This window comes from Burkholderia sp. WSM2232, assembly GCF_000472545.1.
In the GTDB taxonomy this organism is placed as follows: Bacteria; Pseudomonadota; Gammaproteobacteria; order Burkholderiales; family Burkholderiaceae; genus Paraburkholderia.
In genome coordinates this window covers 44,414-69,754 of the sequence record NZ_AWZV01000029.1, presented here as the reverse complement: position 1 = coordinate 69,754, position 25,341 = coordinate 44,414, and the positions used below count along the sequence as shown (strand labels likewise).

Here is a 25,341-nt window from a genome sequence, read left to right as displayed (position 1 = left end):
GTGACGCCGCGCGAGCCGCGAGGTTCAGTGCAGCGAACCGGGCTCCTGCCTCGCCTGCACGTACTGACGGATCAGGCGCACCGTGTCGATGTCGTTCTCGCGATAGGCCGACTTCACGATCTCCTGCGTCTGCACTGCGTCCTGGTCGTTGGAAACCGGCAGCGTGGTCGCGTATTCAAAGCGCAGAAACAGTTGCAGTTCGTCCGGCTGCTCAATGGTCATGGTGAGCGAGCCGCCCACATGATCCGCCGTCGGCAGGATGTCGTAGCGCACGCTCTGGCTTTCCTGCAGCGTGACGCGGTCGCGGACCGTGGCCTGACCATAGTGCAGCTCACGCTCCAGCGTATTGCCTTCGCGCGAAAGGATCGTGCAGCTGTCGAGTCCCATCACGAACAGCTGCGGCTGCTCGGCACGCAGCACGAGCCCTTCCCAAAGCTGCTCGCGGGTCATCGAGTCGACAAACGGGTTCAACGGGTCGTTGATCTGGATAAGGTGTTCGAAATTCAAGACGACAGCATCCTATGAAAGCGTTGCAAGCGCTGCACACAGCCGGGCCGTTACTGTTGCACGCCGACCGGCCATGCGCGAGTCATGCGACGGTCAGGCCCGAACGGATCGTGATCGAGCGCGTGAGAATCTTGTGAACTGGGCACGCATTGGCAATTTGCAAGAGACGTTCCCGCTGCTCGTCGGATAGCTCGCCACGCAACTGAATCTTGCGGTCGATAGTCGAGCCTTCGTCACCGGTTTCGATGCCAAGCGTAACGTGCACTTCGTCGAGCGGCCAGCCTTTGCGTTGCGCGTACATTTTCAGCGTGACCGACGTACACGCGCCGAGACTGGACAGCAGCAACGAGACAGGCGTCGGGCCGCGATCGCCGCCGCCGAGCGATTCCGGTTCGTCGGCGAGCCACGTGTGCTTGCCGTCGTCAAAATGGACCTGATAATTCGTCGAACCAATGTGGGCGGTGACGGTGGCTTCTGCCATGCGCGCTCCTGAAAGCAGGGACGGAAATCGCCGCGCGGCGGCTGCATCGGCTGAAGTTTCGAAAAGAGCGCGCGCGGCAGGAATCGCTATTGTGAACGAAGTCGGCGGCGTTTGCGCCCCGGCCGCGAGCAGGCGGCGCGCTGGCGCCCGTGTGAGGCAGTGAGCTGTGTGAGGCTGCTGAGGCCGTGTCCGGCAGCAGGAAACCCCACGCGTCGTTCAGTGCGTGATCGTGCCCATCCGGCCCGCCTGATAATCGACCACCGCCTGGCGGATTTCGTCTTCCGTATTCATGACGAAAGGGCCGTAACGCACGACGGGCTCTTTCAACGGCACGCCGCCAAGCAGCAACACTTCGAGCGGCTCATCGCCGGCGGCGAGCGTCACCGAGTCGCCGTCGTCTCGAAACACGACCATCTGGCGCGCGTCGATTTCCTGGCGAGCCTCGCCTTCGCCGTAGAAGCCCTTGCCCGCGAGGCCGTAAGCGAACACGCGATAGTTGGCGGGCACCGGCTGGCGGATCGTCGCCCCCGGCTGCAACGAAAAGTGCTGGTACAGAATGGGCGTGCGCGTTTCCACTGCGGCTTTCGTGCCGAGCGCCTCGCCTGCGATCACCTTCACGCGCACCTTGCCGTCCGCCGAGCTCGCCACCGGAATCTTCGCCGACGGCACATCCTGGTAACGCGGCGCGATCATCTTGTCGCGGCGCGGCAGGTTCACCCACAGTTGCAAGCCGTGCACGCGCCCGCCTGTGCGCACGAACGACGGGTCGGGCATTTCGCTATGCACGACGCCCGCGCCGGCGGTCATCCATTGCACGTCGCCGGCGTGCAGCGTGCCGGAGTGGCCGGCCGAGTCCTTGTGGCCGAACTGACCCTCGAGTACATACGTGACGGTCTCGAAACCGCGATGCGGGTGGTCGGGCGCACCCTTCGCCTCGCCGGGTGCGTAATCGACGGGACCCATTTCGTCGAGCAGGAGGAACGGATCGAAGTCCATCAGCATGCGGGTGGGAAACGGGCGGTAGACCACGAAGCCGCCACCTTCAATGGTGCGAACGGAGGGATACGTGCGTTCGATCGTGCGTGTCGCGGTCATCAATATCACCTCGAAAATTCGGGAATAGCGTTATTTTTGAAACATGGAGCTATTATAGGGACCGTTTTTCAAGCTGCCAGCCGCCGTCACGCAATGGATTGTTCTATTACTGGAACGATAGATGAAGATCGATTCACACAACCTGAACGACCTGATGTACTTTTCGCAGGTCGTCGAACATGGCGGCTTTTCCGCCGCCGAACGCGTGCTGGGTATCTCCAAGTCGCGCCTGTCGCGCCGGCTGACGGAGCTCGAAGCGTCGCTCGGCGTGCGGCTCCTGCAGCGCTCAACCCGCAAGCTTGCACTGACCGAAGCGGGCCAACTGTTCTACCAGCATTGCCAGGCGATGCTGAGCGAGGCGCAGGCGGCCGTCAACGTCGTGCAGCAACTGCGCTCGTCGCCGCGCGGCACAGTGCGCGTGAGCGTGCCGGTCACGATCTCGCAAACGATTCTGTCGACGATTCTGCCGGAGTTCATGCATCGTTATCCCGAAGTGCGCGTCGTCATGCGTGTGACGAATCGTGTCGTCGATCTGTTCGAAGATTCGATCGACGTCGCCTTGCGCGTGCGTTCCGCTCCGCCGGAAAACGCCAACATCGTCGTGCGCCCGCTGTGGCGCACGCAGCAGATGCTGGTGGGCGCGCCGAGCCTGCTGCAGCAGAACGCGCCGCCATTGCAGCCGACCGATCTGGCGCGCTTTGAAACGCTCGACGTGCCGACCAGCGACGGACGGCACGTCTACAACCTGATTGCGCCGGACGGCAGCCGTCATGTGCACGAACACGAGCCGCGTCTCGTGACCGCGGACCTCTCGACGATTCGCGAAGCGGTGTTGTGTGGCGTTGGCATTGCTGCGTTGCCCGAGATGATGTACGGCGCCCCCTTGCGCGCGGGACAACTGTCGCCGGTCATGCCGGGCTGGACTTTTCCGGCGCCCCAGTTGTACGCCGTGTTCGTCTCGCGGCAGGGCATGGTCCCGGCCGTGCGCGCCTTCGTCGATTATCTGGTCGAGATGCTCGATCCGGATGACGGTAAGCACATCATGAGCGAATGCCCGGCGGGAGAGGAACGCAACGTCGCGCGCAGCGCGGCAGCGGTCGCCTCCTAGCAGATTGCGCGCAGCGCGGCATCGCTTTTAGCATTGAAGCGCGGCCTGTCATGAGTACTTTCAATGGCCGTTTGCTTGAATGCACGGGCTCACGGCGCTATATTGAAATCCCTTCGCTAAGGAGTCTCCTATGCGAAAACTCATGGCCGCTATCATAGCGAGCCTGATAGGGCTGACCGCGCTGTCCGTGTCGAGCACGGCTGTCGCATGCGGTGATCCGAGCCAGCAGTCTTCGACCAATGGCAAATGATCCCGCCGCCCGAAGGCGCCGCGCGCGCACAAAAAAAGGCCTTCATCTGACGATGAAGGCCTTTTACTTTTAAGGCCCTGTTTCAAGGGCTTTTCTTCATTTCGTGAAGCCGGCGACTTGCGCCGCGCGCAGTGCCGTGCGTATCACTTGCCCTTGGGCTGCGTGACGAAACCGATCTTTGTCAGACCGCCTGCCTGCGCCGCCGACATCACCTGCGCGACCTTTTCGTAAGGCACTTTGCGATCTGCATCGAGGTGCAGTTCAGGCTGCGGATTGGCCGCCGCGGCCTCTGCAATTTTCGCGCTCAACTGCGCTTCGTCGACCTTCTTGTCGTTCCACAGCACGTTGCCGTCGGCGTCGACCGCGACGGTCACCTGCGCGGGCTTGGTGTCTTCCTTCTGGCTGCTCGCATGCGGCAGATCGATTTTCACCGCGTGGCGGATCACCGGAATCGTGACCATGAAAACAATCAGGAGAACCAACATGACGTCGACGAGCGGCGTCATGTTGATTTCGTTCATCAGGCCGTCGTCATCGTCGCCGGCGAAAGGGCTCATTGCCATCTGTGTGCCTCGCTCAGTTGGCGCTTCAGTTGACGCGCGTCGCGAGACGCAGGCCGTCGCGCTTGGTCGACGAAAGGCGCGCGCCCGTCACGAAGAATGCGTGCAGACCATGCGCGAAGCGGCTCAGCTTGGCGACGATGGCCTTGTTCGCACGCGTCAGCGCGTTGTAGCCGAGCACGGCCGGGATCGCAACGAAAAGACCGAATGCGGTCATGATGAGCGCTTCACCCACCGGACCGGCCACCTGATCGATGGACGACTGGCCGCTTGCGCCGATGGCGAGTAGCGCGTGATAGATGCCCCACACCGTGCCGAACAGACCCACGAACGGCGCCGTGCTGCCGATCGACGCCAGAATCGCGAGGCCGCTCTGCATGCGCGCGACGCTTTCATCCATGGTGTCCTTCAGGCAGCGCGTCACCCAGTCCGACACGTCCATGCGGTCGTGCAGATGCGGCTGCGTCTGATGATGATGATCCGCCGCTTCCTGCCCGGACAGCGCGAGCGCGAGGAACGGGTTGTCCTGCGGCGTGGACGAGCCGGCGCCGAGCTTCTTCACGCCGTCGGCCAGGTCGTCCGAGTGCCAGAACGCCTGCTCGGCGTTCTTCGTGAGGCGGTTCAGGCGCACCACGTTCCAGCCTTTGACGACGATCACGCTCCACGACATCACCGACATCACCAGCAAGGCGAGCGCGATACCGCGCGTGACGAAATCCCCTTGCGCCCACACGTGCGCCAATCCGTAGTTTTGCATTGCAATTCCTTTATTTTGAAATCCGCTTCAATCTTCGAGATTGAAGTTGTAAGGCTGTGTATACGCGGCTCGAACCGGCTGGCCGTCCTCGAGATAGGGCTTGCATGCGCTGGCATGCGCGGCGGCGAGCGCGGCGTCGTCCAGACGGCTGAAGCCGCTGCTCTTTTTCAATTCGATATTCTCGAGCTTGCCGGTCAAACCGACCACGAACTTCACATACGCGGTGCCGGTTTCGCCACGGCGGCGCGAAAGCGCCGGGTAGTCCGGCTTCGCAATGTTGCAGTCGAGGTGCGAGACATTTTTCGGCGCGGTGATTTCCATCGTCTGGCGGCCGATGGCGGGCGCAGCCGGCGCTGCGGGCGGTGCCGCGGGCGCAGGCGGCGCAGCCGCCGCTGGTTCAGCCGCGGTGACGGGCGTCGGCGAAGGCGCGGGCGCCTCGCGCAACGGCGCGGGCGTGGGCTTGAGCGCCGGCTTCGGCTGGACCTTCGGTTTGCTGCGCACCGGCGGGACTGGCGTTGGCGGGGGCGGCGCGACCGACTGCACAGCGGCCGGCGCGGCAACTGGCGCGGGCGGCAGCAGTTGCGCGGTCATCACGCGCGACTCGAGCGCCGGCTGCACCGGTTCGTGGCGCAGCGTCAGGATCACGGCCAGCAACGCGACGTGAACCGCCGCAACGGTGGCGGTCGCGGTCAGGACGCGGGGATTCATTCGGGTGGACGAAGCCGGGGCGGCGCCGGCTGCAATGGTATGCGAAGCCTGCATGTTAGCGTGGCGGCGTGCTGTCGACGCAGCAGGCCTGACAAAACATCGTCATGTTCGGAAGATCAGCAGCGAAATACACAATGTGGTCACGAAACCAATCAGCAGTTCCATCTCAAGCTCCTCAAGTGGACGAGCGGTAGCTGGCTGGTAGCAATACTGGCTTGCTGACGGCAGTGGGTTAAGCAAACAGCGCTGAATCGGCGCTAAACGGACTGTAGGACACGGGCAGCAGCGGTGGCAAACCTGGGGCAGGGTCGCTCGGGCGACTGCACCAAGAGCGTCGGTTACGCCGCCTTGCGTTCGTAAAACGTGACGGGCGCGGCCTGCTGATGATGCTCGAAGCCGCAGCGGGTTGCGCACACGCCGCTTTGCATCATGACGTCGCGCACGGAGTCCGCGCACTTGCCGCAACAGGTGGCCACGCCGAGCTCGAACTGCAATTCGTCGAACGAGTCGACGCCTTCCGCGATCGAGGCACGGATCTTTCGGTCAGATACAGACTTGCAGACACAGACAATCATGGGGTGGCGTCATAGCTAACGTTAATGCGAATTATTATCATTTTGTTTGGGCCGTTTGGCAAGCGTCCACCGCGTTTTTTTAGCAAAACCAGACTCTTAGGAGGGTTTCGGCGGGCTGGGGGCTGGGCGTGGGGGCGCTGCTGGGCGTCGCGAGGCGTCCGCAGGGATAACGGGGCCGACGCTGCGCTGCGAACGGGCGAGCAGGAAAATAGCCGAAATTGGGTTCGGGACTGGCTGGATGAGTTGAGAGGGCTGGGAAGGGCTGAGAGGGCTGAGAGGGCTGGGAGGGCTGGGAAGGGCTGGGAAGGGCTGGGAAGGGCGTTGCGAATGGCGGGGAAGGTCGGGAAGGCTGAGTGAGGGGTAGAAGGCCGTAGAAGGAGTCGCACGGGTCGGAAAGGTTAGACGGGCCGTGAGAACGCCAGGAAGGGCCGCCAGCGGGCCGCCACCGCTCCCGTTCGGCCCGCTCCCGCCCTTCAGGCCGGCTGCGAGGACAGCGCCGCGGTACGGCGCGAGGGAATCGACACGCGTTCGACTTGGGCATCCATGTCGAGTAGCGTAGCGACAAGCTGTCGCAGGTGGGCGCCGCCGTCGGTGGAAAAAAAGCGCGGTAGCGGCGCCCCGGCCGCTTGCGGCGCCGCACGCATGCCGTGTTGCTCAAGCACGCGCTCCAGCTGACGCGCAATGGCCACGCTCGTGTCGATCAGCGCCATCCGCTCGCCGACGATGTCACGGATCGCCGCGTCGAGAAACGGATAGTGCGTGCAGCCGAGCACGAGCGTGTCGGCGCCGGCTTCGAGCATCGGTTGAAGATAGCCAGCGAGCAGTGCGCGCAATTGCGCCGAACCGACGTCGCAGCGCTCGACCGCCTGCACGAGCCCGTGACCGGGCTGGCAGATAAAGCGGCAATCGGCGGCGTAGCGTTCGAGCAGGGCCTGAAAGCGCGTGCTGCGCAAGGTGACCTGTGTCGCGAGCACGCCGGCCACGCGCGACCTCGATTGCAGGGCGGCCGGCTTGATGCCCGGTTCCACGCCAACTAGCGGAATGGGCAGCTTTTCGCGTACCAGTGCAATGGATTGTGCGGTCGCCGTATTACAGGCGACGACGAGCGCTTTGGCGCCCCGCCGGACCAGCCACTCGCCAATGGCGAGCGTGCGGTCGGCGATAAAGTCGTCGTCGCGCTCGCCGTATGGGGCGTACAGCGAATCGGCGACGTACAGCAGTGCCTCGTCGGGCAATTGCGCGCGAACCGCTCGCAACACCGACAAACCGCCAAGACCCGAGTCGAAAATGCCCACCGGTGCGCGCGAAGCCGTGTCCGTGGTAATGATCGATGCATTCAAAGACGGTTCTGCGGACATAGGCGATAGACGCGCTGCGCGGCGGCGCTCAGGCAAATCGTGGGAAAGAGAAGTCGGCAAGTATATCGCCGGCGCGCCGCACGCTGTCCCGGATTAGCGGGCCCGTGAGGCGACGCGTGGCAACGCCTCGCATCCGCTTAGGACTCCACCGAGCCCATCGCGGTTTGCTGGTAGTTCTGAATGCCGACCTTGTCGATCAGGTCGAGCTGTGTTTCGAGCCAGTCGATATGCTCTTCAGTGTCGTCGAGAATCTTCACGAAGATTTCACGCGAGATAAAGTCGCGAACCGATTCGCAATACGCGATCGCTTCCTTGCAGGTGCTTTGCGAAATCTGCTCAAGCTTCAAATCGCATTCCAGAATTTCCTTCGTTTCCTCGCCGATCAGAAGCTTATGCAGGTCTTGCAGATTCGGCAGACCATCCAGCATGAAGATCCGTTCGATCAGCCAGTCGGCATGCTTCATTTCGCCGATCGACTCGTCATACTCATGCTTGCCGAGTTTTTCGAGACCCCAATGCTTGTACATCCGCGCGTGCAGGAAATACTGGTTGATCGCGGTCAGTTCATTCTTCAACTGCGCGTTGAGATACTCGATAACTTTGGTGTCGCCTTGCATGATCTTTCCTTAGTGGGGACTTCAATTTTCCAACAACAATAAACGCCATACCTGAAAAAGCCAAGAGAACAGAATATCTTTCGGCGCCGTTTCAGGCCCTACGCGTAACGCATGCCCAGCATGAAAAAAGCCGGGACCGTGGTCCCGGCTTGTCACGACAGGCGAGATGCGCGAGCGTCAGCTCAGGCAGTTGCGACCGGAATCTTGCCGATTTTCGCTTGCCATTCCTTCGGGCCGGTCTGGTGCACGGAGGTGCCGTTCGAATCGACTGCAACCGTCACCGGCATGTCCTGCACGTCGAATTCGTAGATCGCTTCCATGCCGAGGTCCTCGAATGCGAGCACTTTGGCGCTGCGAATGGCCTTCGACACCAGATAAGCAGCGCCGCCCACGGCCATCAGGTACGCGGCCTTATGCTTCTTGATGGCCTCGATCGCGACCGGTCCGCGCTCGGCCTTGCCGATCATGGAGATGAGGCCGGTTTGCGCGAGCATGGTCTCGGTGAACTTGTCCATGCGCGTGGCGGTGGTCGGGCCCGCCGGGCCGACCGCTTCGTCGCGCACCGGATCGACCGGGCCGACGTAATAAATCACGCGGTTCGTGAAGTCTACCGGCAGCTTCTCGCCTTTCGCGAGCATATCGGCAATGCGCTTGTGCGCCGCGTCGCGGCCCGTCAACATCTTGCCCGACAGCAGCAGTGTCTGGCCCGGCTTCCACGAAGCGACTTCTTCCGGCGTCAGCGTGTTCAGGTCGATGCGCTTGCTGGTCTCCGTGTTCGGTTCCCATTGCACTTTCGGCCATGCGTCGAGCGAAGGCGCTTCGAGCTTCGCGACGCCCGAGCCGTCCAGCGTGAAGTGAGCGTGACGCGTGGCCGCGCAGTTCGGGATGATCGCGATCGGCTTGGACGCGGCGTGCGTCGGCGCAGCCATGATCTTCACGTCGAGCACGGTGGCGAGACCGCCCAGACCTTGCGCGCCGATGCCAAGCGCGTTGACCTTCTCATGCAGTTCGATGCGCAGTTCTTCGATCCAGTCCTTCGGGCCGCGTGCGATCACGTCCTGAATGTCGATCGGGTCCATCAGCGATTCCTTGGCCATCACCATCGCTTTCTCAGCAGTGCCGCCGATGCCGATGCCCAGCATGCCGGGCGGACACCAGCCCGCGCCCATGGTCGGCACGGTCTTCAGAATCCAGTCGACGATGGAGTCCGACGGATTGAGCATCGCGAACTTCGACTTGTTTTCCGAGCCGCCGCCCTTGGCGGCGACCTGCACGTCGACTTTATCGCCCGGCACGATCTCGTAGTGAATCACGGCCGGCGTGTTGTCCTTGGTGTTCTTGCGCGCGCCTTCGGGCGGGCTCACGATCGACGCGCGCAGCACGTTGTCCGGGTTCAGGTAGCCGCGGCGCACGCCTTCGTTGATCATGTCCGTCACGCTCATCGTCGCACCGTCCCAACGCACGTCCATGCCGACCTTCACGAACACGGTGACGATGCCCGTGTCCTGGCAAATCGGGCGCTTGCCTTCAGCGCACATGCGGCTGTTGGTGAGGATCTGCGCAATCGCATCTTTTGCGGCCGGGCTCTGTTCGAGTTCGTACGCGCGGCCCAGGGCCTGGATGTAATCGAGCGGATGGTAGTAGCTGATGTATTGAAGCGAATCAGCAATGCTCTGGATCAGATCTTCCTGTTTGATGACGGTCATGGCTAAGCTCGGTGGGGACAGTGGCGCTTTTTTCTGTTCGCAGGCTGTGCGGTCAGTCGTGCGCTTTCAGGGGAGAGGAACCGGCGGAACCCAGCGGCTGCAAGTCCGCGGGTTCCTGAAAATGGCTTGGATGCGTGTTCGTGGTCAGGCGGTCTACGAAGGCCATGACGAGCGCCGAGACGAGGAACGCCACATGAATGATCACCTGCCACATGATGGTATGCGTGGTGTTCTGGTCGGGGCTGATGAACGTTTTCAGCAAATGGATCGACGAAATGCTGATGAGCGCCATGGAGAGCTTGACCTTCAGCACGCCCGCGTTCACGTGGTCGAGCCATTCCGGTTCGTCCGGATGACCCTCTACACCCAGCCGCGACACGAAGGTTTCATACCCGCCGATAATCACCATGATCAGCAGGTTCGAGATCATGACTACGTCGATCAGACCGAGCACGACCAGCATGATGTTGGTTTCGTCGAGCGTCATCGAAGCTGTGACGAGATGCCAGACTTCCTTCAGGAACAACACCACATAGACAGCCTGGGCGACGATCAGGCCGAGGTACAGGGGCACCTGCAGCCAGCGGCTCATGAAGATGATCACAGGCAGCGGACGCATGGGACGGCGTTGGCGCGCGGAGTCGGGTCGCGAAGCGGACATAGGCAAGAGTCGGATCTAACGCAGGTGACGGAACGTGGGCCCGATGCGGCCGGTCTGTGCAAATCACGCGCGGGGACCGGGCGCGCAAAGCGAGGCGCGGACGACGCGGCGCAGGCGGACAGCAACGAGACGTGCCGCCGGCGGCGCTCATGTCAGGCGCGCTATTGTACAGCGTCGGCCGGCTTTGCTGCGGCGCGGCGGGCAAGGCGGCGCCAGGCAGCAGGAAGCGGCGCCAGGCAGCACGAAGCGGCGCCAGGTGGCAGGAAGCGGCGTCAGGCGGCACGAAGAGCCGAGCGGTCGCTTACGATGCGACCGGCGGCACGCGCTTGACCCTCACGCTGGCGAGTCCGATACCCGCTACCACGCAGGCGAGCGCAATGCCGTGCGCGAGCGTGGGCCGCTCGCCGAGAAACGCTATGCCGTAGATGGCGGCTGCGACCGGCAGCACGGCGCTGAATACGCCGGCGAGACTGCCCGGCACGTGGCGAATCCCTTTCATCCAGAGCCAGAAAGAGAAGATGCTCGCGGACAGTCCATACCACAGCACGAGACTCCAGATGCTCGCCGGCACCGCGCGATAATCGAAATGAATGAGCGCGCCCGCGGAGAGCGGCAGCATCAACAACAGGCCGAACAGATGCGTGTATGCGCAGATGTCGATGGGCGCGAGCGTTTGCGTGAGGCGGCGCGACAGGATGATGTAAAGCGACTCGCAGCACACTGCACCGAGCACCATCAGATTGCCGGCCAGCGACGTTGTGCCGACACCCCCAGCACCCCCGGCACCGGCATGCGCGAGATTGATGACGACCACGCCTGCAATGGCCAGCGCGATCGACGCAAGCGCGCGCCGGTCCGGGCGCTCCTTCAATATGAGCCAGGACAGCAGCGCGACGACTGCGGGAATCGTACTCGTAATGACGCCCGCCGCCACCGCGCTCGTGCGCTGAACGCCGTTGAGCATCAGCAGCGTAAACCCGAAGGTGCCGAAGAGCGCCTGCAAAAACAGGTTGAGCCATTCGTCGCGCTTTACGCGGCGCAGTTTTGCCACGCGAAGAAGCGGCCATAGCACGGCCATTGCGATCACGAATCGCAACAGCGCGAAAAGAGGCACGGGGACGAACTCGACAATCGTTTTACCGATGCCGACATTGCTGCCGACCAACAGCATCGAAGTGATGAGAAGCAGGGCGTAACGATTCAAACTGGAATCCGGGCAGCTAGTTCAGTTAGCATTGTATTAGGCGCTTCAACGCAGCGTAAGAGCCGCTGCCAAACGAGCGCATGGCGGCAACGCTCGTGACCCTGCGTCGAAAGCGTCGTACGAATCGCGTCAGGGTTTTTGCGGGCATGCGAGCAGCGCTCGCGTAAGTGCCCGGTAAGTTGCACCGCTTATGGTTGAACACGAGAGCGGACGCGGCTTCGTCTTCGTTCATGGTGCAATGCGACATGAGCGATGCAAGAGCGGGCGGCCGCGGCGCGGCGATCCAATGTGGATCGCTCGCGCGAGGGCGGGAGACAGCGCGTCGACAATCGTGCTTCGATTGCGGCGCCCACATGACAGGCGCACCAGCGTGCGCCGGCACAGGTTTTCATCTTCACCAAGGGGTTGTCGATGTCTGCGATTGAATCGGTTCTTCAGGAACGCCGCGTTTTTCCGCCCTCCGCTGAAGCAGCGGCAGGCGCCACGATCTCCGGCATGGATGCTTACCATGCGCTGACCGCCGAGGCGGAACGCGACTACGAGGGCTTCTGGGGGCGTCTTGCTCGCGAGACGCTGAGCTGGAACAAGCCCTTCACGAAGGTGCTCGACGAATCGAACGCACCGTTCTACACGTGGTTCGAAGACGGCCAGTTGAACGCGTCGTACAACAGCATCGACCGGCACGTGGAAGCGGGCAACGGCGAGCGCGTCGCGATCATTTTCGAAGCCGACGACGGCACCGTCACCCGCGTCACCTATCAGGATCTGCTGCAACGCGTGTCGCGCTTTGCGAACGCGTTGAAAAAGCGCGGCGTGAAGAAGGGCGACCGCGTGGTCATCTACATGCCGATGTCGATTGAAGGCATCGTCGCGATGCAGGCCTGCGCGCGTATCGGCGCGACACACTCGGTGGTGTTCGGCGGCTTCTCGTCGAAGTCGCTGAACGAGCGTCTCGTCGACGTCGGCGCGGTCGCGCTCGTGACCTCCGACGAACAGATGCGCGGCGGCAAGGCATTGCCGCTAAAGAACATCGCCGACGAAGCGCTCGCCATGGGCGGCTGCGAGGCGGTGAAGAGCGTGATCGTCTTCAGGCGCACCGGCGGCAAGATCGCCTGGAACGAAGGCCGCGACCTGTGGATGCACGAGCTTGCGCAAGCCGAGTCCGATCAATGCGCGCCCGAATGGGTCGGCGCGGAGCATCCGCTCTTCATCCTCTACACGTCCGGGTCCACCGGCAAGCCCAAAGGCGTGCAGCACAGCACCGGCGGTTATCTGCTGTGGGCTGCGCAAACCATGAAGTGGACTTTCGACTGGAAGCCCTCCGACGTGTTCTGGTGTACCGCCGACATCGGCTGGATCACCGGCCACAGCTACATCACGTATGGTCCGCTCACGCTCGGCGGCACGCAGGTCGTGTTCGAAGGGGTGCCGACCTATCCGAACGCCGGCCGCTTCTGGGACATGATCGCGAAGCACAAGGTGTCGCTTTTCTATACCGCACCGACCGCCATCCGCTCGCTCATCAAGGCGGCCGAGGCGGACCCGAAAGTGCATCCGAAGAGCTATGACCTGTCCACGCTGCGCATCATCGGCACGGTCGGTGAGCCGATCAACCCCGAAGCGTGGGTGTGGTATCACGAGAACGTCGGCGGCGGCCGTTGCCCGATTGTCGATACGTGGTGGCAAACCGAAACCGGCGGTCACATGATCACGCCGCTGCCGGGCGCGACGCCGCTCGTACCGGGGTCATGCACGCTGCCTTTGCCGGGCATCATGGCTGCGGTCGTCGACGAAACCGGTCAGGACGTGCCGAACGGGCAGGGCGGCATTCTCGTCGTGAAGCGGCCGTGGCCTTCCATGCTGCGCAACGTGTGGGGCGATCCCGACCGCTACAAGAAGAGCTATTTCCCTGAGGAGCTGGGCGGCAAGCTGTATCTCGCCGGCGACGGCGCCGTGCGCGACAAGGAGACCGGCTACTTCACGATCATGGGTCGTATCGACGACGTGCTGAACGTGTCCGGCCATCGTCTCGGCACAATGGAAATCGAATCGGCGCTGGTGTCGAATCCGATCGTCGCCGAAGCTGCCGTGGTGGGTCGCCCGGACGCAACGACCGGTGAAGCGGTGTGCGCGTTCGTCGTGTTGAAGCGCGCGCGTCCGGAAGGCGAGGAGGCGGTGAAACTCGCGAACGAACTGCGCAACTGGGTGGGCAAGGAAATCGGTCCGATCGCCAAACCGAAGGACATCCGCTTCGGTGAAAACCTGCCGAAAACGCGTTCGGGCAAGATCATGCGCCGTCTGTTGCGCTCGCTGGCGAAGGGCGAGGCCATCACGCAAGACGTCTCCACGCTCGAAAACCCAGCGATTCTGGATCAGCTCGGCGAGTCGCTGTAAGCGACGCCCCGGCCGTTGCGGCGCCTGTGAAACGGCGACGGACGTGTCGAGTGACGCGTCCCTCGCCCGGTAGCCCTCATCGGGCAAGTTCGTCGGGCAGCGCCCATCCGGCAAGTCCGTCGGGCAACCGTTGTCGGCCAGGTTCACTGGGCGCCTGGCCGGACATCTTCGCCGTATACGTTCGGCATGCACCTCCGCCAGGCGCCGCGAGCGGTGTCGCGCGGACAATCCCGATTGCCTGCGCGGTGCCTTTTTGATACATAGGCGCATGGCCGCGCCGCACCCCATCCCTCACGCCACGCACAATCCCGCACCCGAACCGCCGGCGGTGTCGGAGGCATTGGCGCGCGCGCATCAACGGTACTGGCGCTTTAACGTCGCGCTGATCGCCGCGTTGATGACGGTCGGCTTCGCCGTGTCCTTCCTGCTCCCGCTTGCTGCGCCGGCGCTTGCGCGCGTGCGCTTTGCGGGCTTCAGTCTGCCGTTTTACTTCGGCGCACAAGGCGCGATCCTGATCTACCTTGCGCTGATCGTCGTCTACATTCTGTCGATGCAGCGCGCCGACCGCCGCTTGCAACGCGCATTCGATGCAGACGCCAACGCTGCTGCCCGGAGCACGCAAAGCGCTGGCGATGCGAATGACGCCGCTCACGCTGCCGCAAGGGAACGCATGACGACGCAGCCCACAGCCGCCGCGGATTCCGGCGCACGCGGAACTTGAGCCGATGAAGCTGACGAACCGGCTGATCCGCTCGTATGCGTTCTACACGCTTGGCTTCCTGCTTTTCGTCTATGTGATGTGGCGCATCGAGCGCACCACCGGTCCGGGCATGTGGATCGGCTATGTGTTCCTGTTCGTGCCGATTGCCGTGTATGCGGTGATCGGTCTGCTGTCGCGCACGTCTGATCTGGTCGAGTACTACGTGGCGGGGCGGCGCGTGCCGTCCGCGTTCAACGGCATGGCAACGGCGGCAGACTGGCTCTCGGCGGCGTCGTTCATCGGCCTCGCCGGTTCCATTTACGCCACCGGTTACGACGGCCTTGCCTATCTGATGGGCTGGACCGGCGGCTATTGCCTCGTCGCGTTTCTGCTTGCGCCCTACGTGCGCAAGCTCGCGCGCTACACGATTCCCGATTTTCTTGGCACGCGTTTTTCGAGCAATGCGGTGCGTGCGCTTGCGGCGTTATCCGCGATTCTGTGTTCGTTCGTTTATCTCGTCGCGCAGATCCAGGGCGTGGGTCTGATTGCGACGCGCTTCATCGGCGTCGACTTCGCCGTCGGCATTTTCTGCGGACTCGCGGGCATTCTTGTGTGCTCGTTCCTCGGCGGCATGCGCGCGGTAACCTGGACGCAGGTCGCGCAGTACATCATTCTGATTGCCGCGATTCTGATTCCGGTTTCGATGATCGCGCATAAGGACGGTCTTGGCTGGGTGCCGCAACTGAGTTACGGCCGTTTGATGGAGCGCATGGAGAGCCTTGAAAAACAGGTGCGCGACGAGCCGCTCGAGCAGACCGTGCGCGATGACTACCGCCGCCGCGCTACGTTGATGCAGCAGCGGCTCGACATGCTGCCGCATTCGTTCGTCGAGGAGAAACTGCGGCTCACGCAGCAGGTGGCGGACTTGCGGCGCCGCAATGGTCCGCTGCGCGAAATCAAGGAGCGCGAGAAGGCGCTCGAGCAGTTCCCGCGCGATGCCGCCGCCGCGCAGGTGGTGTGGACCCAGCAGCGCGATGAAATGCTGATGCGTGCCGCCGCGCCGTTGCCGATGCATGAGCCCTTTCCCGCAACGGGCGACGATGATCGACGCATGCACGAGCGCAACTTTCTTTCGCTGTTGTTGTGCCTCTCGCTCGGGACGGCGAGCCTGCCGCATATTCTGACGCGCTACAACACCACGACTTCGGTGGCTTCGGCGCGGCGTTCCGTCGGCTGGACGCTGTTCTTTGTCGCGCTGTTCTACGTGACCGTGCCGGTGCTCGCGGTGCTGATCAAGTACGAGATGCTGACGAACCTCGTCGGTCATCACTTTGCGGATTTGCCGCAATGGCTCACGCAATGGCGCAAGGTCGAGCCGAGCCTGATCACGCTCGCGGACACGAACGGCGACGGTATCGTGCGATGGAGCGAGATCCAGATGCAGCCCGACATGGTGGTGCTGGCTGCGCCGGAGATTGCGGGGCTGCCGTATGTGATGTCCGGTCTGATCGCCGCGGGCGCGCTGGCTGCGGCGCTTTCCACTGCAGACGGCTTGCTGCTCACGATCGCCAATGCCTTATCGCACGATGTCTATTACCACATGGTCGATCCGGGGGCGTCGAGTCAGCGGCGGGTGACGATTTCGAAGATTCTGCTGCTGGGGGTGGCGCTGTTTGCGTCGTATGTGGCGTCGCTGAACACGGGCAATATTCTGTTCCTCGTGGGTGCGGCGTTTTCGCTTGCGGCATCCAGCCTGTTTCCGGTGCTGGTGCTGGGCGTGTTCTGGAAGCGCACGACGCGCCTCGGTGCAGTCGCCGGCATGCTGGCGGGGCTGCTGGTGTGCATCTACTACATCGTTTCGACGTATCCCTTTTTCGCGCAGATGACCGGTTTCGCGGGACCGCGCTGGTTCGGCATCGAGCCGATCAGTTCCGGCGTGTTCGGCGTGCCGGCGGGCTTTCTGGTGGCGATCGGCGTGAGCCTGCTGGACCGCAAGCCGGACGCTTATACGACGGCGCTGGTGGACTATATCCGCCATCCTTAGACGGCTTCTTTCAAGAGGACTGGCGCACGGCGCGAAGTTTGCTATAATTCGGCTCCCCGCGGAGAGATGGATGAGCGGTTTAAGTCGCACGCCTGGAAAGCGTGTATAGGTTAATAGCCTATCGGGGGTTCGAATCCCCCTCTCTCCGCCAGGAAACCAATGAATACGGGCTTCTGAGCCCGTTTTTCGTTTCTACCCGCCAAAGAGCCCACCAAAAAATACAATAGATTCCAGGAGCGGTTGAGATTAGCAACTGGCTAGGATCGAATCGGGGGAGTCCATGCATCGGTCTGATTTTCAACGATTGGCGACGACGCGGGTGACCGACGCTAAGGCATTGCTCGCTGCCGGTCAACATCAGGGGGCCTACTACATTGCCGGGTACGCGATCGAATGCGCCCTCAAGGCTTGCCTGTGCAAACAGTTCAAGCTTTATGACTTTCCCGACAAGAGGCTCGTTACAGATAGCTATACGCATAATCTCGACGATCTAGTTAGGCTCGCGGGATTGCGCCCCGCATTGGCGGCAAACATTCAAGCCCATGCGGCGTTCGAAAGTAACTGGGCCGTGGTTAAAGATTGGTCTGAGCATGAACGCTACAACACGACCCGCACGCAGTTAGAGGCGAGAGACTATCTCTCCGCTGTCATCGCGAGAAAACAGGGAGTTCTGGCATGGTTGAAACAGCACTGGTAGGCGAGCGCGTCCCTGCCCACGCCGTGGATGCGGGGTCCGAACTCCTCCGCTCGCTCGACAAGGCGCAATTGCAGATTCGCGCAGCGCTTTGGGTTCGTCGTGAACAGTCGCTAGAGTGGGTATTGGAATTCGCCACTCCTTTGCTCAAAGCCGAGGGGCCCAAAAGGCTTTATACAGCTGTCCAAGTTGAGTTACGGAAGCTAGAGAAAAAGAAGGGCAACCCGACAATCAGCCTCGAGAGCGTACGAATTATCTCGCCAGATGATGAACTGCTGATGCAACTTCGCGTTGTGGCAAGGACGCCATCTTCGGCAATTGTTGGAATAGCTTTTCGGGGCAACGTTGTGAACGGCCGGCTGGTTCCCGACTGTTATATTTATCGCAACGCCTGATCGAACTGGCTTAGCGCCAAACCGAATGTTTGCGACAGGGAAATATCAAACAACGTTATACACGCTTAGGTCTGGTAAGGCGGCTCTGGGATCCACCGGGAATGAAAAATACGATGCAGATATGCAGGAACGGTTTTTCAGAGACTACCTCTTCAACAAGGCCGGCGGAGGCGCATTGGCCGATTTTGTCAAAAACGGCAAGGAAACTATAGATGACGCTCAATATGCGGCGGCGCAGGAGTGGGCTTCCATTTCCGCCCCGCGAGGTTGCCGATTCAAGACGGTAGAATATCGAACGGTCACATGTCGTATTATCAAAGCGCGGCCAACACGAATAACGACGGGTCTACTGCAAAATTGGTGGATGTTCTCAGTCAAATTCAAGGAATGAGCTGATTAACGTGAGCCTGAAATTGTCTTTGAGACACTTTGTTTGCGCATTGCTGTTTGCCTTTTCCGGTAGCGTGCTTGCTGAGTCAGGTATTAATGGACTGAATGTTCCTGCCATCAAGAACGAGACGCCCTACGACAAGGTTCGTGAAATCATGTTGGAGCATGGATGGAGGCCGTATCGTGGCGCCAACGCTCTACCGTGTGCTCCCGAAGACGAAAGATGCAAAGGGCGGCCGGAGATGCAAGTGTGCTCGGATGTTGGACTCGGCCAATGTTCCTGGTTATGGAAAAAGAACGGGAACATAGTGGTTATAAAAACGCAAGATGACGACTTGTTTTACGGCGTTACCCGCTACTACGGGCGTTGAATGAAAACTGCGCAGCAGATCGTCGGCTGATCGTAATGATGCGGTCAGTTTAATATCGCTCCTCATAGTCATCGGTTCTTGTAGTCGATGCTGTCCAAGCACATCACCTCATGATGAACCTCACCGTGTTGACGACGATACCGACCACGGCGGCAAAGTACTGACCGGCTCGGCGACGATGCGTTACGATGGCCGCTTCGTCGCGCGTAAGGGCGACCGTGTTTCGTGCCCGCGGCATCCGGACGTATCGCCGAACGTGATTGAGGAAGGAGACGCATCGATGACCGATGACGGTATCCCTATTGCTCGGCATGGTCACCGGGCCACGTGTGGCTGTCGCCTTATCTCAAGTTTGATCTGATACTCGCGACCGTCGCCAAGATTGGCAGCAAGAAGAACGTGGTCTCACGTTGGGCGGAGCCTATATCGGCGCGAAGGGAGTCGACCAATCGAAGCGTGCGGTGTCTTCCGCGTCAGGCGATGCAGGCTCATTAGTCATTTCGCCGGATGGATGCTACGTTGCGCCGAATGGACAGATAGACTGTGGCGACGACGCGTATCCGGGGTCTGCGATATCCAGCCAAACAAACGGTCGCAGTCGATAGTGACGCGTGTAACGCTCTCTTTTAGATCGCTTGTGATGGGGCGCGGCTATCGATAAATGGGCCGGACAACCGACGCACGGCGTTAAGCGACGGCTTCTCATCTGCAAGTGTAATTCGCCGCCAGAACTGGTAGCGTCCCAGCAGTCGGCAACGGTCGAGGTACTACTGTGGACGATGAGTCCTCTGCTGCTGCGAGTCTCAAGACGCGTAGACCGTATTGCTGATCGATTCGGCTGAAAAAGCAATAACGCCAAATGCTCAAAGAATCTCTCCTTGCGGTAGTGCTACTCGGTCTGCCTCCAGTCACTCATGCAGAAATAACGAGCGAGACATTCTGCTTCAGTTCCGGCGACGGGAAACCGATCAACTTTGAGATGCGTACGTACTACGACTCAGCCAACAAATTCTCGTCTGGCTTCGTGAGATACCAGAACTCAAAACAACCGATCCCGCTGGTCCTCGCCAACTCAGCGGGGGAAACGTTGAGCGAAGATGCGCCCGGTCAGGAGACCACAACCTGGACCGAGATATACAACGGACAGGCAACCGGCGAATACGAAATGATCACGCAAGGAACGGAAGTATCCTCTATGGTCTACACCAATAAGAAGAAAACTCAGAAAACCGCCTTCGTGTTGAACACTAGTGCAATCGCCGATGGCAATTGCAAGTGGTGATGCTTCTGCATCAATCATAACGGCGGGTTGATGGCGGCGCGAAGTCCAAGATGGCACCTTTCATTGGAACCCCGCAGACCAGCAACGCTATTCGAGTCGGTGACCCGGCACGCGCGGCACCAGCGATCCCATGACAACAACCGTGGAAGCCCCGATGCTTTACGGAGCCGCATGGAGAGCGTATCGCGTCGCGAGTGGTGTAGGCCTTGAAGCAGATCAGCAATCCGCGCGATAACCGATTCGAGTGAGGCAATATGAAATATGCAAATCGCATAATCAAAACGAAGCCCCGCCTAAGTTATGCATTTGATTGCTTTTCGTAATGAAAAAGTAATAAAAAATATTCCAGATCCTTACTCAAGTTTTTTCCGCTCACGCCGACATTCGTAATACGGGCGCATGGGTCAAAGAACCCGCCCTACACAAAAACCAAGCTAGAGAGTCTGTCGGACGGGGTTGCATGAAAGGCCGGTGTTATCTCCGACTCCCGAAATGCGGGAGTTGGCACGCGATTGCTCGCGCTGTCTACTTCATTCAGTTGCTATTTGCCGCTGCGCCAGTCACGGCCAGTGCGGCAGGCATTGTCGTTGACGGCGCGACGGCAACGACGGTTTCCACTGCCGCAAATGGTCACCAGACCGTCAATATCGCTCCGGCATTTGCGGGCGTTTCCAGCAATACCTACACGAATTTCAATGTCGATGCGGCGGGCGCTTCGCTGAACAACGTGGGTATTAATGCCCGCACGATTGTCAATCAGGTCACGAGCACGAATCCCAGCGTTATCAGCGGCCGTATCGATGTATTAGGCTCTCGCGCCAATGTGATATTGGCCAATCCCAATGGCATTACGGTGAACGGCGGATCGTTCGTCAATACCGGCCGTGTGGCGTTGACAACCGGGCACGTCAGCTTCAAGGACACGGTGCCCGTAGCCGGCCTTCCCGAGCGAGACATCGTGCTCGATACGAGCACCGGCACCATCGTTGTCGGACCGCAGGGATTGACGGGCGCGCTGATCGGTCTCGACCTGATCGCGAAGAACCTGCAGATCAACGGGCCGCTGACCAACACCTTCACGTCGCAAACCGCTGGGATACGCGCGGTCGCGGGCAATAGCAACGTCACGCTGAACACCGCCGTGTCGCCAAACGACAATGGCAACGACTGGCTGACACTGAGCCAGTCGACATCGCCCGCCACCGCAAGCTCGTTCGCCATCGACATCACCGCAGCAGGCAGCCTGACGAGCGGCCGCGTGCAACTGATCGTCACCGACAAAGGCCCTGGCGTGCGCAGCGCCGGGCCGCTGAACGCGACGCTCGGAGATTTCACGCTGGCCTCGAACGGCTCCGTGCAGTTTTCCAACACCACGCTCACCGCGCAGAACAATCTCGATCTGCAGGTGCGTGACAACCTTGCGCTGACCGACACAAAGGTCACAACGAACAACGGCGCGGCCACGCTGGCTGCGAGCGGCGCCGTGACGCTGACAGGCAGTAGCCTGCTCGCCGCGACGGGCATCGACATCAGCGGTGCGGGCATTGCATTGACGCAGGACACCGCGGCTCAATCGGTGGTTGCCTCGGCGAAGAGCGGGGTGGTTCTGACCAGCACCGGCGACATCACTAACTTTGGCTCGCTGATCCAGGGCCAGCAGACCAATACGCTCGACTCCGCATCGCTCGGCGCGGTGACGCTGAACGCGACGGGCAACGTGCTGAACCACTCCACAGTGGATAGCAAACTCTCGGTCATCTTCGGTGTGGCTGGCGATGTGTCGATCACTGCGGGCGGTTCCGTGACCAACCAGAACGCCCGCATTCTGTCGAACAAGGCGCTGACAATAACGGCCGGCGGCGACGTGAACAACATCGTCGATCATTCCGCCGGTACCAACGGCGGCGCGCCGGTCGGCTATTCCGACCGCAGCTGGCGGCTCCTTTTTGTCGAGCATCGCGAAAGCGGTTTCGACGTGGATTACGGCGCAATCGACGACCCTTCGAAGCTCTCGTACATCACCGCGGACGACGGCAAGCTTTCCATCTCGGGCACGAACGTGACGAATGTCGGCGGCTCGATTCTCGCGAACGGCGGCTCCATTGCGGTCACGGCTCGCAACCAGTTGCTCACGCAAGGCGTCTTTACAGGCCAGGCCTCCTACCGGCAAAAGTGCTTCTTCTTCTGTAGTTCGTCGTCTTCGAGCAGCGTGCAGGCGTTCGGCGGAGTGATCGAAGCATCGCAGGACATCACGCTGAAGGCCGGCACGCAGATTACCAACACCGGCGGCACGGTGCTCGCGCTCAATACACTCAAGCTCGATGCGCCGAAGACGCTCGCTCAGGCTGTACTCGGCTACAGCGCGATCAACCGCAATCACGACCTGAAGGCGTGGTTCGGCAACTCATGGTCGGCGATTTTCGCGGCGGACACCGGCGGCGTCTTCACCGGCGGCAACGGCCAGGTCGAGCTGACCGGCGAGGCCGACATTGACGGGGGCGCCTTCAACGCCCCTGGTGGCGTCAAAGCCGCGGGCGGCGTGAACACCATCCGCACGCCGTACCGTGCGCCGGTGACCATCGGCAATCACAATCACATCGGGCTCGTGTCATGGTTCGGACTCTGACGCGCGCGATGCGGCGGGCACTCAAGCCGGCCACGCAGCAGCCCGGCATGCGACCCGCGCAGCAGGCGCGGAAGCACCGCCTGCACAGCCTTGCACGCTGCACATTCGCCGTGCTCGCTGGTGCCGTATCAGCCCGCGCTTTCGCGGAAACGTTGCCGCCCGGCCTGGCCGGCAACGCGGCACTGGGCGGCGCACCGTTCGGTGTGCCGATGCGCGCTGAGCAGGACCCTGCGCAACGGTTGCTGCAGGAGCAGCGCGACCGGCAGCGTCGCGAGGAAATCCAGCAGGCGCCCGCGCAAATCGAAGTACAGCAGCCCACCGTGGTCAACCTTCCCGAAGGTGCGGATGTGGAAACGCTGCCGGACGTGGAGCCGCTCTTCAAGATCGACCACATCAAATTCATCGGCGACACGGTGCTCGGGCAACACGAACTCGACACGATTGCCGCGCCTTTCATCGGCAAGCAGCTCGGCCGCAACCGCATCAACCTGCTGCTGCGCCGCGTGACCGAAGCTTTCATCGCGCGTGGCTACATTACGACGCGTGCCTATCTTGGCGCGCAGAATCTCGCTTCGGGCACGCTGAAGGTCAATATCGTCGACGGCAAGGTGTCGGCGTTCACGCTCAACGGGCACCCCCTGCGTCCACGCGATCCCAACGAGCCCTGGTACACGACGCACGGCGGCGGCCTGCTGACCGACGCAGGTACGGCATGGGCATTCGGCGACAGCGTAGGCGACGTGCTGCGGCTGCCCGATCTCGAGCAGGGCGTCGACCAGATCAACCGGTTGCGCCGCAACCAGGCCGAAATCCAGATCATGCCGGGCGAGACGCCGGGCGATTCAGTGGTCGCCATCACGAACCACTATGGCGACCGCGTTTTCTACGATCTCGGCATTGACAATTACGGCAGTTCGCAAACCGGCACGCTGCGCTATCGCGCCGGCGTGCAGGCGAACAACCTGATCGGTTTGCAGGAGTCGCTGTCGTTTAACTTCGTGGGCACTCAGGACAGCAATGCGTTGGTGTTTTCCGCTGCGGCGCCCTACGGGTATCAAACCTTCAGCTATACGACGTCGCTCTCCGAATACCAGCAGGCCATCGGCGACATCGCGTTGCTTCAGGGCCGCACGTTCAGCCAGATTCTCGGCTGGAACGATGTGTTGACACGTTCGCGTGCGGGCCGCACGAGCGTCGACGTCACGCTCACGAAGATGCGCACCGAGCGCACCTTGAACGGTATCGAACTGTCGCCGCAGGACCTCACGGTATTGCGCATCGGTCTGAATGGTTTGCGCCGTTTTGTCGCGAACGACCAGGGCGCGGCTGCGACGTGGGACGTGGGCGTCTCGCGCGGTTTGCCGTGGCTCTCGGCCAGTCACGATAGCGCCGGCATCGACGAGGTCGAGGCGCACAGTCAGTTCACACGGCTCGATGCGACTGCCACGCTGCAGATCGCGCTCGGCACGCTGGCTGGCATGCAATGGAGCTATCGCGGCACGCTGCGCGGCCAGTACAGCCGCGTCGCGCTGTTCGGCAACGAGCAGATTTTCCTCGGTGGCATGGACTCGGTGCGCGGCTTTACCGAAGGCGGCATTGCAGGCGACAGCGGCTTTTATCTGCGCAACGAGGCGGCCTGGCAGAACGTGCCTGCCTGGCACGACGCGCGTCTCGAACCGTATGTGTTTCTCGACGGCGGCAAGTCGCATCTCGTCGCGCAAGGCGGCTGGCCGACGCTGATCGGCACGGGCGTCGGCGCACGCGCGCAATGGCGCTACAAGACACAAACCGTCACCAGCGAGGTGCTGCTCGGGCAGGCCTTGCTTCAACCGGCCGCGCTCGGAAAGAAAGCCACCGTGCTGCTCGCCACGCTCAACTGGTCACTCTGAAGAGGTCCCTATGAAACATCGCCCGATCGCAGTCACGATCCGCAACGCCACGCTGTTCGTCATGCTTGCCGCAGCAGGCCTCGCTGTCGGCATGCCGACGGCACAGGCAGCCAACAAGCCTTCGACGAAGCCCTCTGCGGAAAAAAGCGTCGAAGCGGCGCCGGGTCCGTTGCCCGCCAACGCGGTCGCACGCGTGAACAACGTAGTCATCACGCAGGCCCAGCTCGACGATGCTGTGCGCGCGTCGAACGCACCTGACACCCCCACGCTGCGCGCATCGATCAAGAACCAGATGATCGCTCGCGAACTGTTCCGCCAGGCTGCGGAAAAACAGCACTACGAATCCCGCCCGCAGGTGGTGGCCGCAGTGGAGCAGGCGAAATCCGCAGCAATGACTGCCGCGTATCTGCGCGATCAGGTGAAGCCTGCGCCGGTAACCGATGCAGACGTAAAGGCGAAGTACGACGCGATCGTCGCCACGCTCGGCGAGTTCGAATACAAGCCGAGCGCCATTGCCGTGAAAGATGCGGACACCGCGCAAACGGTGCTGACGCAACTAAAGAAGGGGACAGACTTCGCGCAGCTCGCGAAGCAGTACAGCCAGGGGCCAGGGGCCGCGCAAGGCGGCGCGCTTAACTGGATTTCGTTCAGGACGCCGATTCAGCCCGGCAACACGCAGAACTGGCCGCAACCGCTTGCCGAAGCACTCGTGAAGCTGCCGCAGGGCGGCGTGTCGAGCGCGCCGGTACAGGTCGGCGACGCGTTCTGGATTCTGCGCGTCGACGAAAAGCGTCCGACGCAAGTGCCGCAATACGACCAGATCAAGGACACCTTGCGCAAGCAACTTGAACAGGTGGCGCTGCAGAAAGCGACCGCGCAGGTGGTTGTCGATCTGATGAAGAACGCACGGATTCAGCAGCAGTAACACCTTGCTTTGCGAGGGATGCAGCGGGCGGGGTGAAACCGCTG

24 protein-coding genes, 1 tRNA gene and 1 pseudogene are annotated in these 25,341 nt (G+C 61.6%); 14 read left to right on the top strand and 12 right to left on the bottom strand.

The genetic code is table 11. The features are described from left to right. Window positions 1–24: 24 nt before the first annotated feature. The 3 genes from F757_RS0123930 to F757_RS0123920 form a co-directional block, all read right to left on the bottom strand. Entirely contained in the window at window positions 25–507 is a 483-nt protein-coding gene (locus tag F757_RS0123930; protein WP_013339819.1) for an SRPBCC family protein, read from the bottom strand. Window positions 508–589: 82 nt separating this feature from the next. Then, window positions 590–988 (bottom strand): OsmC family protein, encoded by a 399-nt coding sequence (locus F757_RS0123925; RefSeq protein WP_027213594.1) that lies wholly within the window; start codon window positions 986–988, stop codon window positions 590–592. Between the two features lie 216 nt (window positions 989–1,204). Then, complete coding sequence (locus F757_RS0123920; RefSeq protein ID WP_027213593.1) at window positions 1,205–2,083, bottom strand: pirin family protein; 879 nt, start codon at window positions 2,081–2,083, stop codon at window positions 1,205–1,207. A gap of 121 nt (window positions 2,084–2,204) precedes the next feature. On the opposite strand from F757_RS0123920, the gene F757_RS0123915 reads away from it, so the two are divergent. Next, window positions 2,205–3,191: a LysR family transcriptional regulator gene (locus F757_RS0123915; protein WP_027213592.1), complete on the top strand. Its 987-nt coding sequence runs from the start codon at window positions 2,205–2,207 to the stop codon at window positions 3,189–3,191. Between the two features lie 393 nt (window positions 3,192–3,584). Here the strand turns inward: F757_RS0123915 and F757_RS0123910 are convergent, their stop codons facing one another. From F757_RS0123910 to F757_RS0123870, 9 genes are all read right to left on the bottom strand, one after another. Continuing rightward, a complete protein-coding gene (locus tag F757_RS0123910) occupies window positions 3,585–4,004 on the bottom strand; it encodes an ExbD/TolR family protein (protein ID WP_027213591.1) in 420 nt (139 codons plus the stop codon). A 25-nt stretch (window positions 4,005–4,029) separates the two neighbouring features. After that, on the bottom strand, window positions 4,030–4,758 hold the full coding sequence (locus F757_RS0123905) for a MotA/TolQ/ExbB proton channel family protein (RefSeq protein WP_027213590.1): 729 nt from the start codon (window positions 4,756–4,758) through the stop codon (window positions 4,030–4,032). Between the two features lie 27 nt (window positions 4,759–4,785). Continuing rightward, a complete protein-coding gene (locus tag F757_RS0123900; protein ID WP_027213589.1) occupies window positions 4,786–5,520 on the bottom strand; it encodes an energy transducer TonB in 735 nt (244 codons plus the stop codon). Between the two features lie 284 nt (window positions 5,521–5,804). After that, window positions 5,805–6,041: a (2Fe-2S)-binding protein gene (locus F757_RS0123895; RefSeq protein WP_027213588.1), complete on the bottom strand. Its 237-nt coding sequence runs from the start codon at window positions 6,039–6,041 to the stop codon at window positions 5,805–5,807. A gap of 473 nt (window positions 6,042–6,514) precedes the next feature. Continuing rightward, window positions 6,515–7,399 (bottom strand): glutamate racemase, encoded by an 885-nt coding sequence (gene murI / locus F757_RS0123890; RefSeq protein WP_051376858.1) that lies wholly within the window; start codon window positions 7,397–7,399, stop codon window positions 6,515–6,517. Between the two features lie 137 nt (window positions 7,400–7,536). Continuing rightward, entirely contained in the window at window positions 7,537–8,016 is a 480-nt protein-coding gene (gene bfr, locus F757_RS0123885; protein WP_027213586.1) for a bacterioferritin, read from the bottom strand. Window positions 8,017–8,198: 182 nt separating this feature from the next. Beyond that, window positions 8,199–9,722, bottom strand: coding sequence for a fumarate hydratase (locus F757_RS0123880; RefSeq protein WP_027213585.1), 1,524 nt, complete (start codon window positions 9,720–9,722; stop codon window positions 8,199–8,201). A 52-nt stretch (window positions 9,723–9,774) separates the two neighbouring features. Beyond that, the gene (locus F757_RS0123875; RefSeq protein ID WP_013339807.1) at window positions 9,775–10,341 is read right to left on the bottom strand and encodes a TIGR00645 family protein; all 567 of its coding nucleotides are present in this window, start codon (window positions 10,339–10,341) and stop codon (window positions 9,775–9,777) included. Window positions 10,342–10,684: 343 nt separating this feature from the next. Next, window positions 10,685–11,587, bottom strand: a complete 903-nt coding sequence (locus tag F757_RS0123870; RefSeq protein WP_027213584.1) for a DMT family transporter — start codon at window positions 11,585–11,587, stop codon at window positions 10,685–10,687. A 411-nt stretch (window positions 11,588–11,998) separates the two neighbouring features. Between F757_RS0123870 and acs the strand changes: the two genes are divergently transcribed. The 13 genes and pseudogenes from acs (at window position 11,999) to F757_RS0123815 (ending at window position 25,297) form a co-directional block, all read left to right on the top strand. After that, window positions 11,999–13,981 (top strand): acetate--CoA ligase, encoded by a 1,983-nt coding sequence (gene acs, locus F757_RS0123865; RefSeq protein ID WP_027213583.1) that lies wholly within the window; start codon window positions 11,999–12,001, stop codon window positions 13,979–13,981. A gap of 268 nt (window positions 13,982–14,249) precedes the next feature. Next, a complete protein-coding gene (locus F757_RS0123860) occupies window positions 14,250–14,702 on the top strand; it encodes a DUF4212 domain-containing protein (protein ID WP_027213582.1) in 453 nt (150 codons plus the stop codon). 4 nt (window positions 14,703–14,706) lie between these two features. Continuing rightward, a complete protein-coding gene (locus F757_RS0123855) occupies window positions 14,707–16,725 on the top strand; it encodes a sodium:solute symporter family protein (protein WP_027213581.1) in 2,019 nt (672 codons plus the stop codon). Window positions 16,726–16,785: 60 nt separating this feature from the next. Further along, window positions 16,786–16,876 (top strand) — tRNA-Ser (locus tag F757_RS0123850). 168 nt (window positions 16,877–17,044) lie between these two features. Beyond that, window positions 17,045–17,422 carry a hypothetical protein gene (locus tag F757_RS0123845; protein WP_198021434.1) on the top strand — a complete coding sequence of 126 codons (378 nt, stop codon included), beginning with the start codon at window positions 17,045–17,047 and terminating at the stop codon, window positions 17,420–17,422. After that, window positions 17,401–17,814, top strand: a complete 414-nt coding sequence (locus F757_RS0123840; protein ID WP_027213579.1) for a hypothetical protein — start codon at window positions 17,401–17,403, stop codon at window positions 17,812–17,814. The genes F757_RS0123845 and F757_RS0123840 overlap by 22 nt, the downstream gene beginning before the upstream one ends. Window positions 17,815–17,839: 25 nt before the next feature. Further along, window positions 17,840–18,205 (top strand): hypothetical protein, encoded by a 366-nt coding sequence (locus F757_RS34050; protein WP_035467425.1) that lies wholly within the window; start codon window positions 17,840–17,842, stop codon window positions 18,203–18,205. A 10-nt stretch (window positions 18,206–18,215) separates the two neighbouring features. After that, window positions 18,216–18,575 carry a hypothetical protein gene (locus F757_RS35905; protein ID WP_156923714.1) on the top strand — a complete coding sequence of 120 codons (360 nt, stop codon included), beginning with the start codon at window positions 18,216–18,218 and terminating at the stop codon, window positions 18,573–18,575. 110 nt (window positions 18,576–18,685) lie between these two features. After that, window positions 18,686–18,936: pseudogene (locus tag F757_RS35395) on the top strand (PAAR domain-containing protein). 498 nt (window positions 18,937–19,434) lie between these two features. Beyond that, window positions 19,435–19,857 (top strand): hypothetical protein, encoded by a 423-nt coding sequence (locus F757_RS0123830; RefSeq protein WP_027213578.1) that lies wholly within the window; start codon window positions 19,435–19,437, stop codon window positions 19,855–19,857. A gap of 460 nt (window positions 19,858–20,317) precedes the next feature. Beyond that, window positions 20,318–22,483, top strand: a complete 2,166-nt coding sequence (locus tag F757_RS0123825; protein ID WP_232221450.1) for a two-partner secretion domain-containing protein — start codon at window positions 20,318–20,320, stop codon at window positions 22,481–22,483. Further along, window positions 22,468–24,372, top strand: a complete 1,905-nt coding sequence (locus F757_RS0123820; protein WP_027213576.1) for a ShlB/FhaC/HecB family hemolysin secretion/activation protein — start codon at window positions 22,468–22,470, stop codon at window positions 24,370–24,372. The genes F757_RS0123825 and F757_RS0123820 overlap by 16 nt, the downstream gene beginning before the upstream one ends. 10 nt (window positions 24,373–24,382) lie before the next feature. Then, window positions 24,383–25,297, top strand: coding sequence for a peptidylprolyl isomerase (locus tag F757_RS0123815; RefSeq protein WP_027213575.1), 915 nt, complete (start codon window positions 24,383–24,385; stop codon window positions 25,295–25,297). Window positions 25,298–25,341 lie beyond the last annotated feature (44 nt).

Coding starts and splice junctions, on each gene's coding strand:
- F757_RS0123925 (WP_027213594.1), bottom strand. CDS start 988: ATGGCAGAAGCCACCGTCACCGCCCACATTGGTTCGACGAATTATCAG.
- F757_RS0123920 (WP_027213593.1), bottom strand. CDS start 2,083: ATGACCGCGACACGCACGATCGAACGCACGTATCCCTCCGTTCGCACC.
- F757_RS0123915 (WP_027213592.1), top strand. CDS start 2,205: ATGAAGATCGATTCACACAACCTGAACGACCTGATGTACTTTTCGCAG.
- F757_RS0123910 (WP_027213591.1), bottom strand. CDS start 4,004: ATGGCAATGAGCCCTTTCGCCGGCGACGATGACGACGGCCTGATGAAC.
- F757_RS0123905 (WP_027213590.1), bottom strand. CDS start 4,758: ATGCAAAACTACGGATTGGCGCACGTGTGGGCGCAAGGGGATTTCGTC.
- F757_RS0123900 (WP_027213589.1), bottom strand. CDS start 5,520: ATGCAGGCTTCGCATACCATTGCAGCCGGCGCCGCCCCGGCTTCGTCC.
- F757_RS0123895 (WP_027213588.1), bottom strand. CDS start 6,041: ATGATTGTCTGTGTCTGCAAGTCTGTATCTGACCGAAAGATCCGTGCC.
- murI (WP_051376858.1), bottom strand. CDS start 7,399: ATGTCCGCAGAACCGTCTTTGAATGCATCGATCATTACCACGGACACG.
- bfr (WP_027213586.1), bottom strand. CDS start 8,016: ATGCAAGGCGACACCAAAGTTATCGAGTATCTCAACGCGCAGTTGAAG.
- F757_RS0123880 (WP_027213585.1), bottom strand. CDS start 9,722: ATGACCGTCATCAAACAGGAAGATCTGATCCAGAGCATTGCTGATTCG.
- F757_RS0123875 (WP_013339807.1), bottom strand. CDS start 10,341: ATGCGTCCGCTGCCTGTGATCATCTTCATGAGCCGCTGGCTGCAGGTG.
- acs (WP_027213583.1), top strand. CDS start 11,999: ATGTCTGCGATTGAATCGGTTCTTCAGGAACGCCGCGTTTTTCCGCCC.
- F757_RS0123860 (WP_027213582.1), top strand. CDS start 14,250: ATGGCCGCGCCGCACCCCATCCCTCACGCCACGCACAATCCCGCACCC.
- F757_RS0123855 (WP_027213581.1), top strand. CDS start 14,707: ATGAAGCTGACGAACCGGCTGATCCGCTCGTATGCGTTCTACACGCTT.
- F757_RS0123840 (WP_027213579.1), top strand. CDS start 17,401: ATGGTTGAAACAGCACTGGTAGGCGAGCGCGTCCCTGCCCACGCCGTG.
- F757_RS34050 (WP_035467425.1), top strand. CDS start 17,840: ATGTTTGCGACAGGGAAATATCAAACAACGTTATACACGCTTAGGTCT.
- F757_RS0123830 (WP_027213578.1), top strand. CDS start 19,435: ATGCTCAAAGAATCTCTCCTTGCGGTAGTGCTACTCGGTCTGCCTCCA.
- F757_RS0123825 (WP_232221450.1), top strand. CDS start 20,318: ATGAAAGGCCGGTGTTATCTCCGACTCCCGAAATGCGGGAGTTGGCAC.
- F757_RS0123820 (WP_027213576.1), top strand. CDS start 22,468: ATGGTTCGGACTCTGACGCGCGCGATGCGGCGGGCACTCAAGCCGGCC.
- F757_RS0123815 (WP_027213575.1), top strand. CDS start 24,383: ATGAAACATCGCCCGATCGCAGTCACGATCCGCAACGCCACGCTGTTC.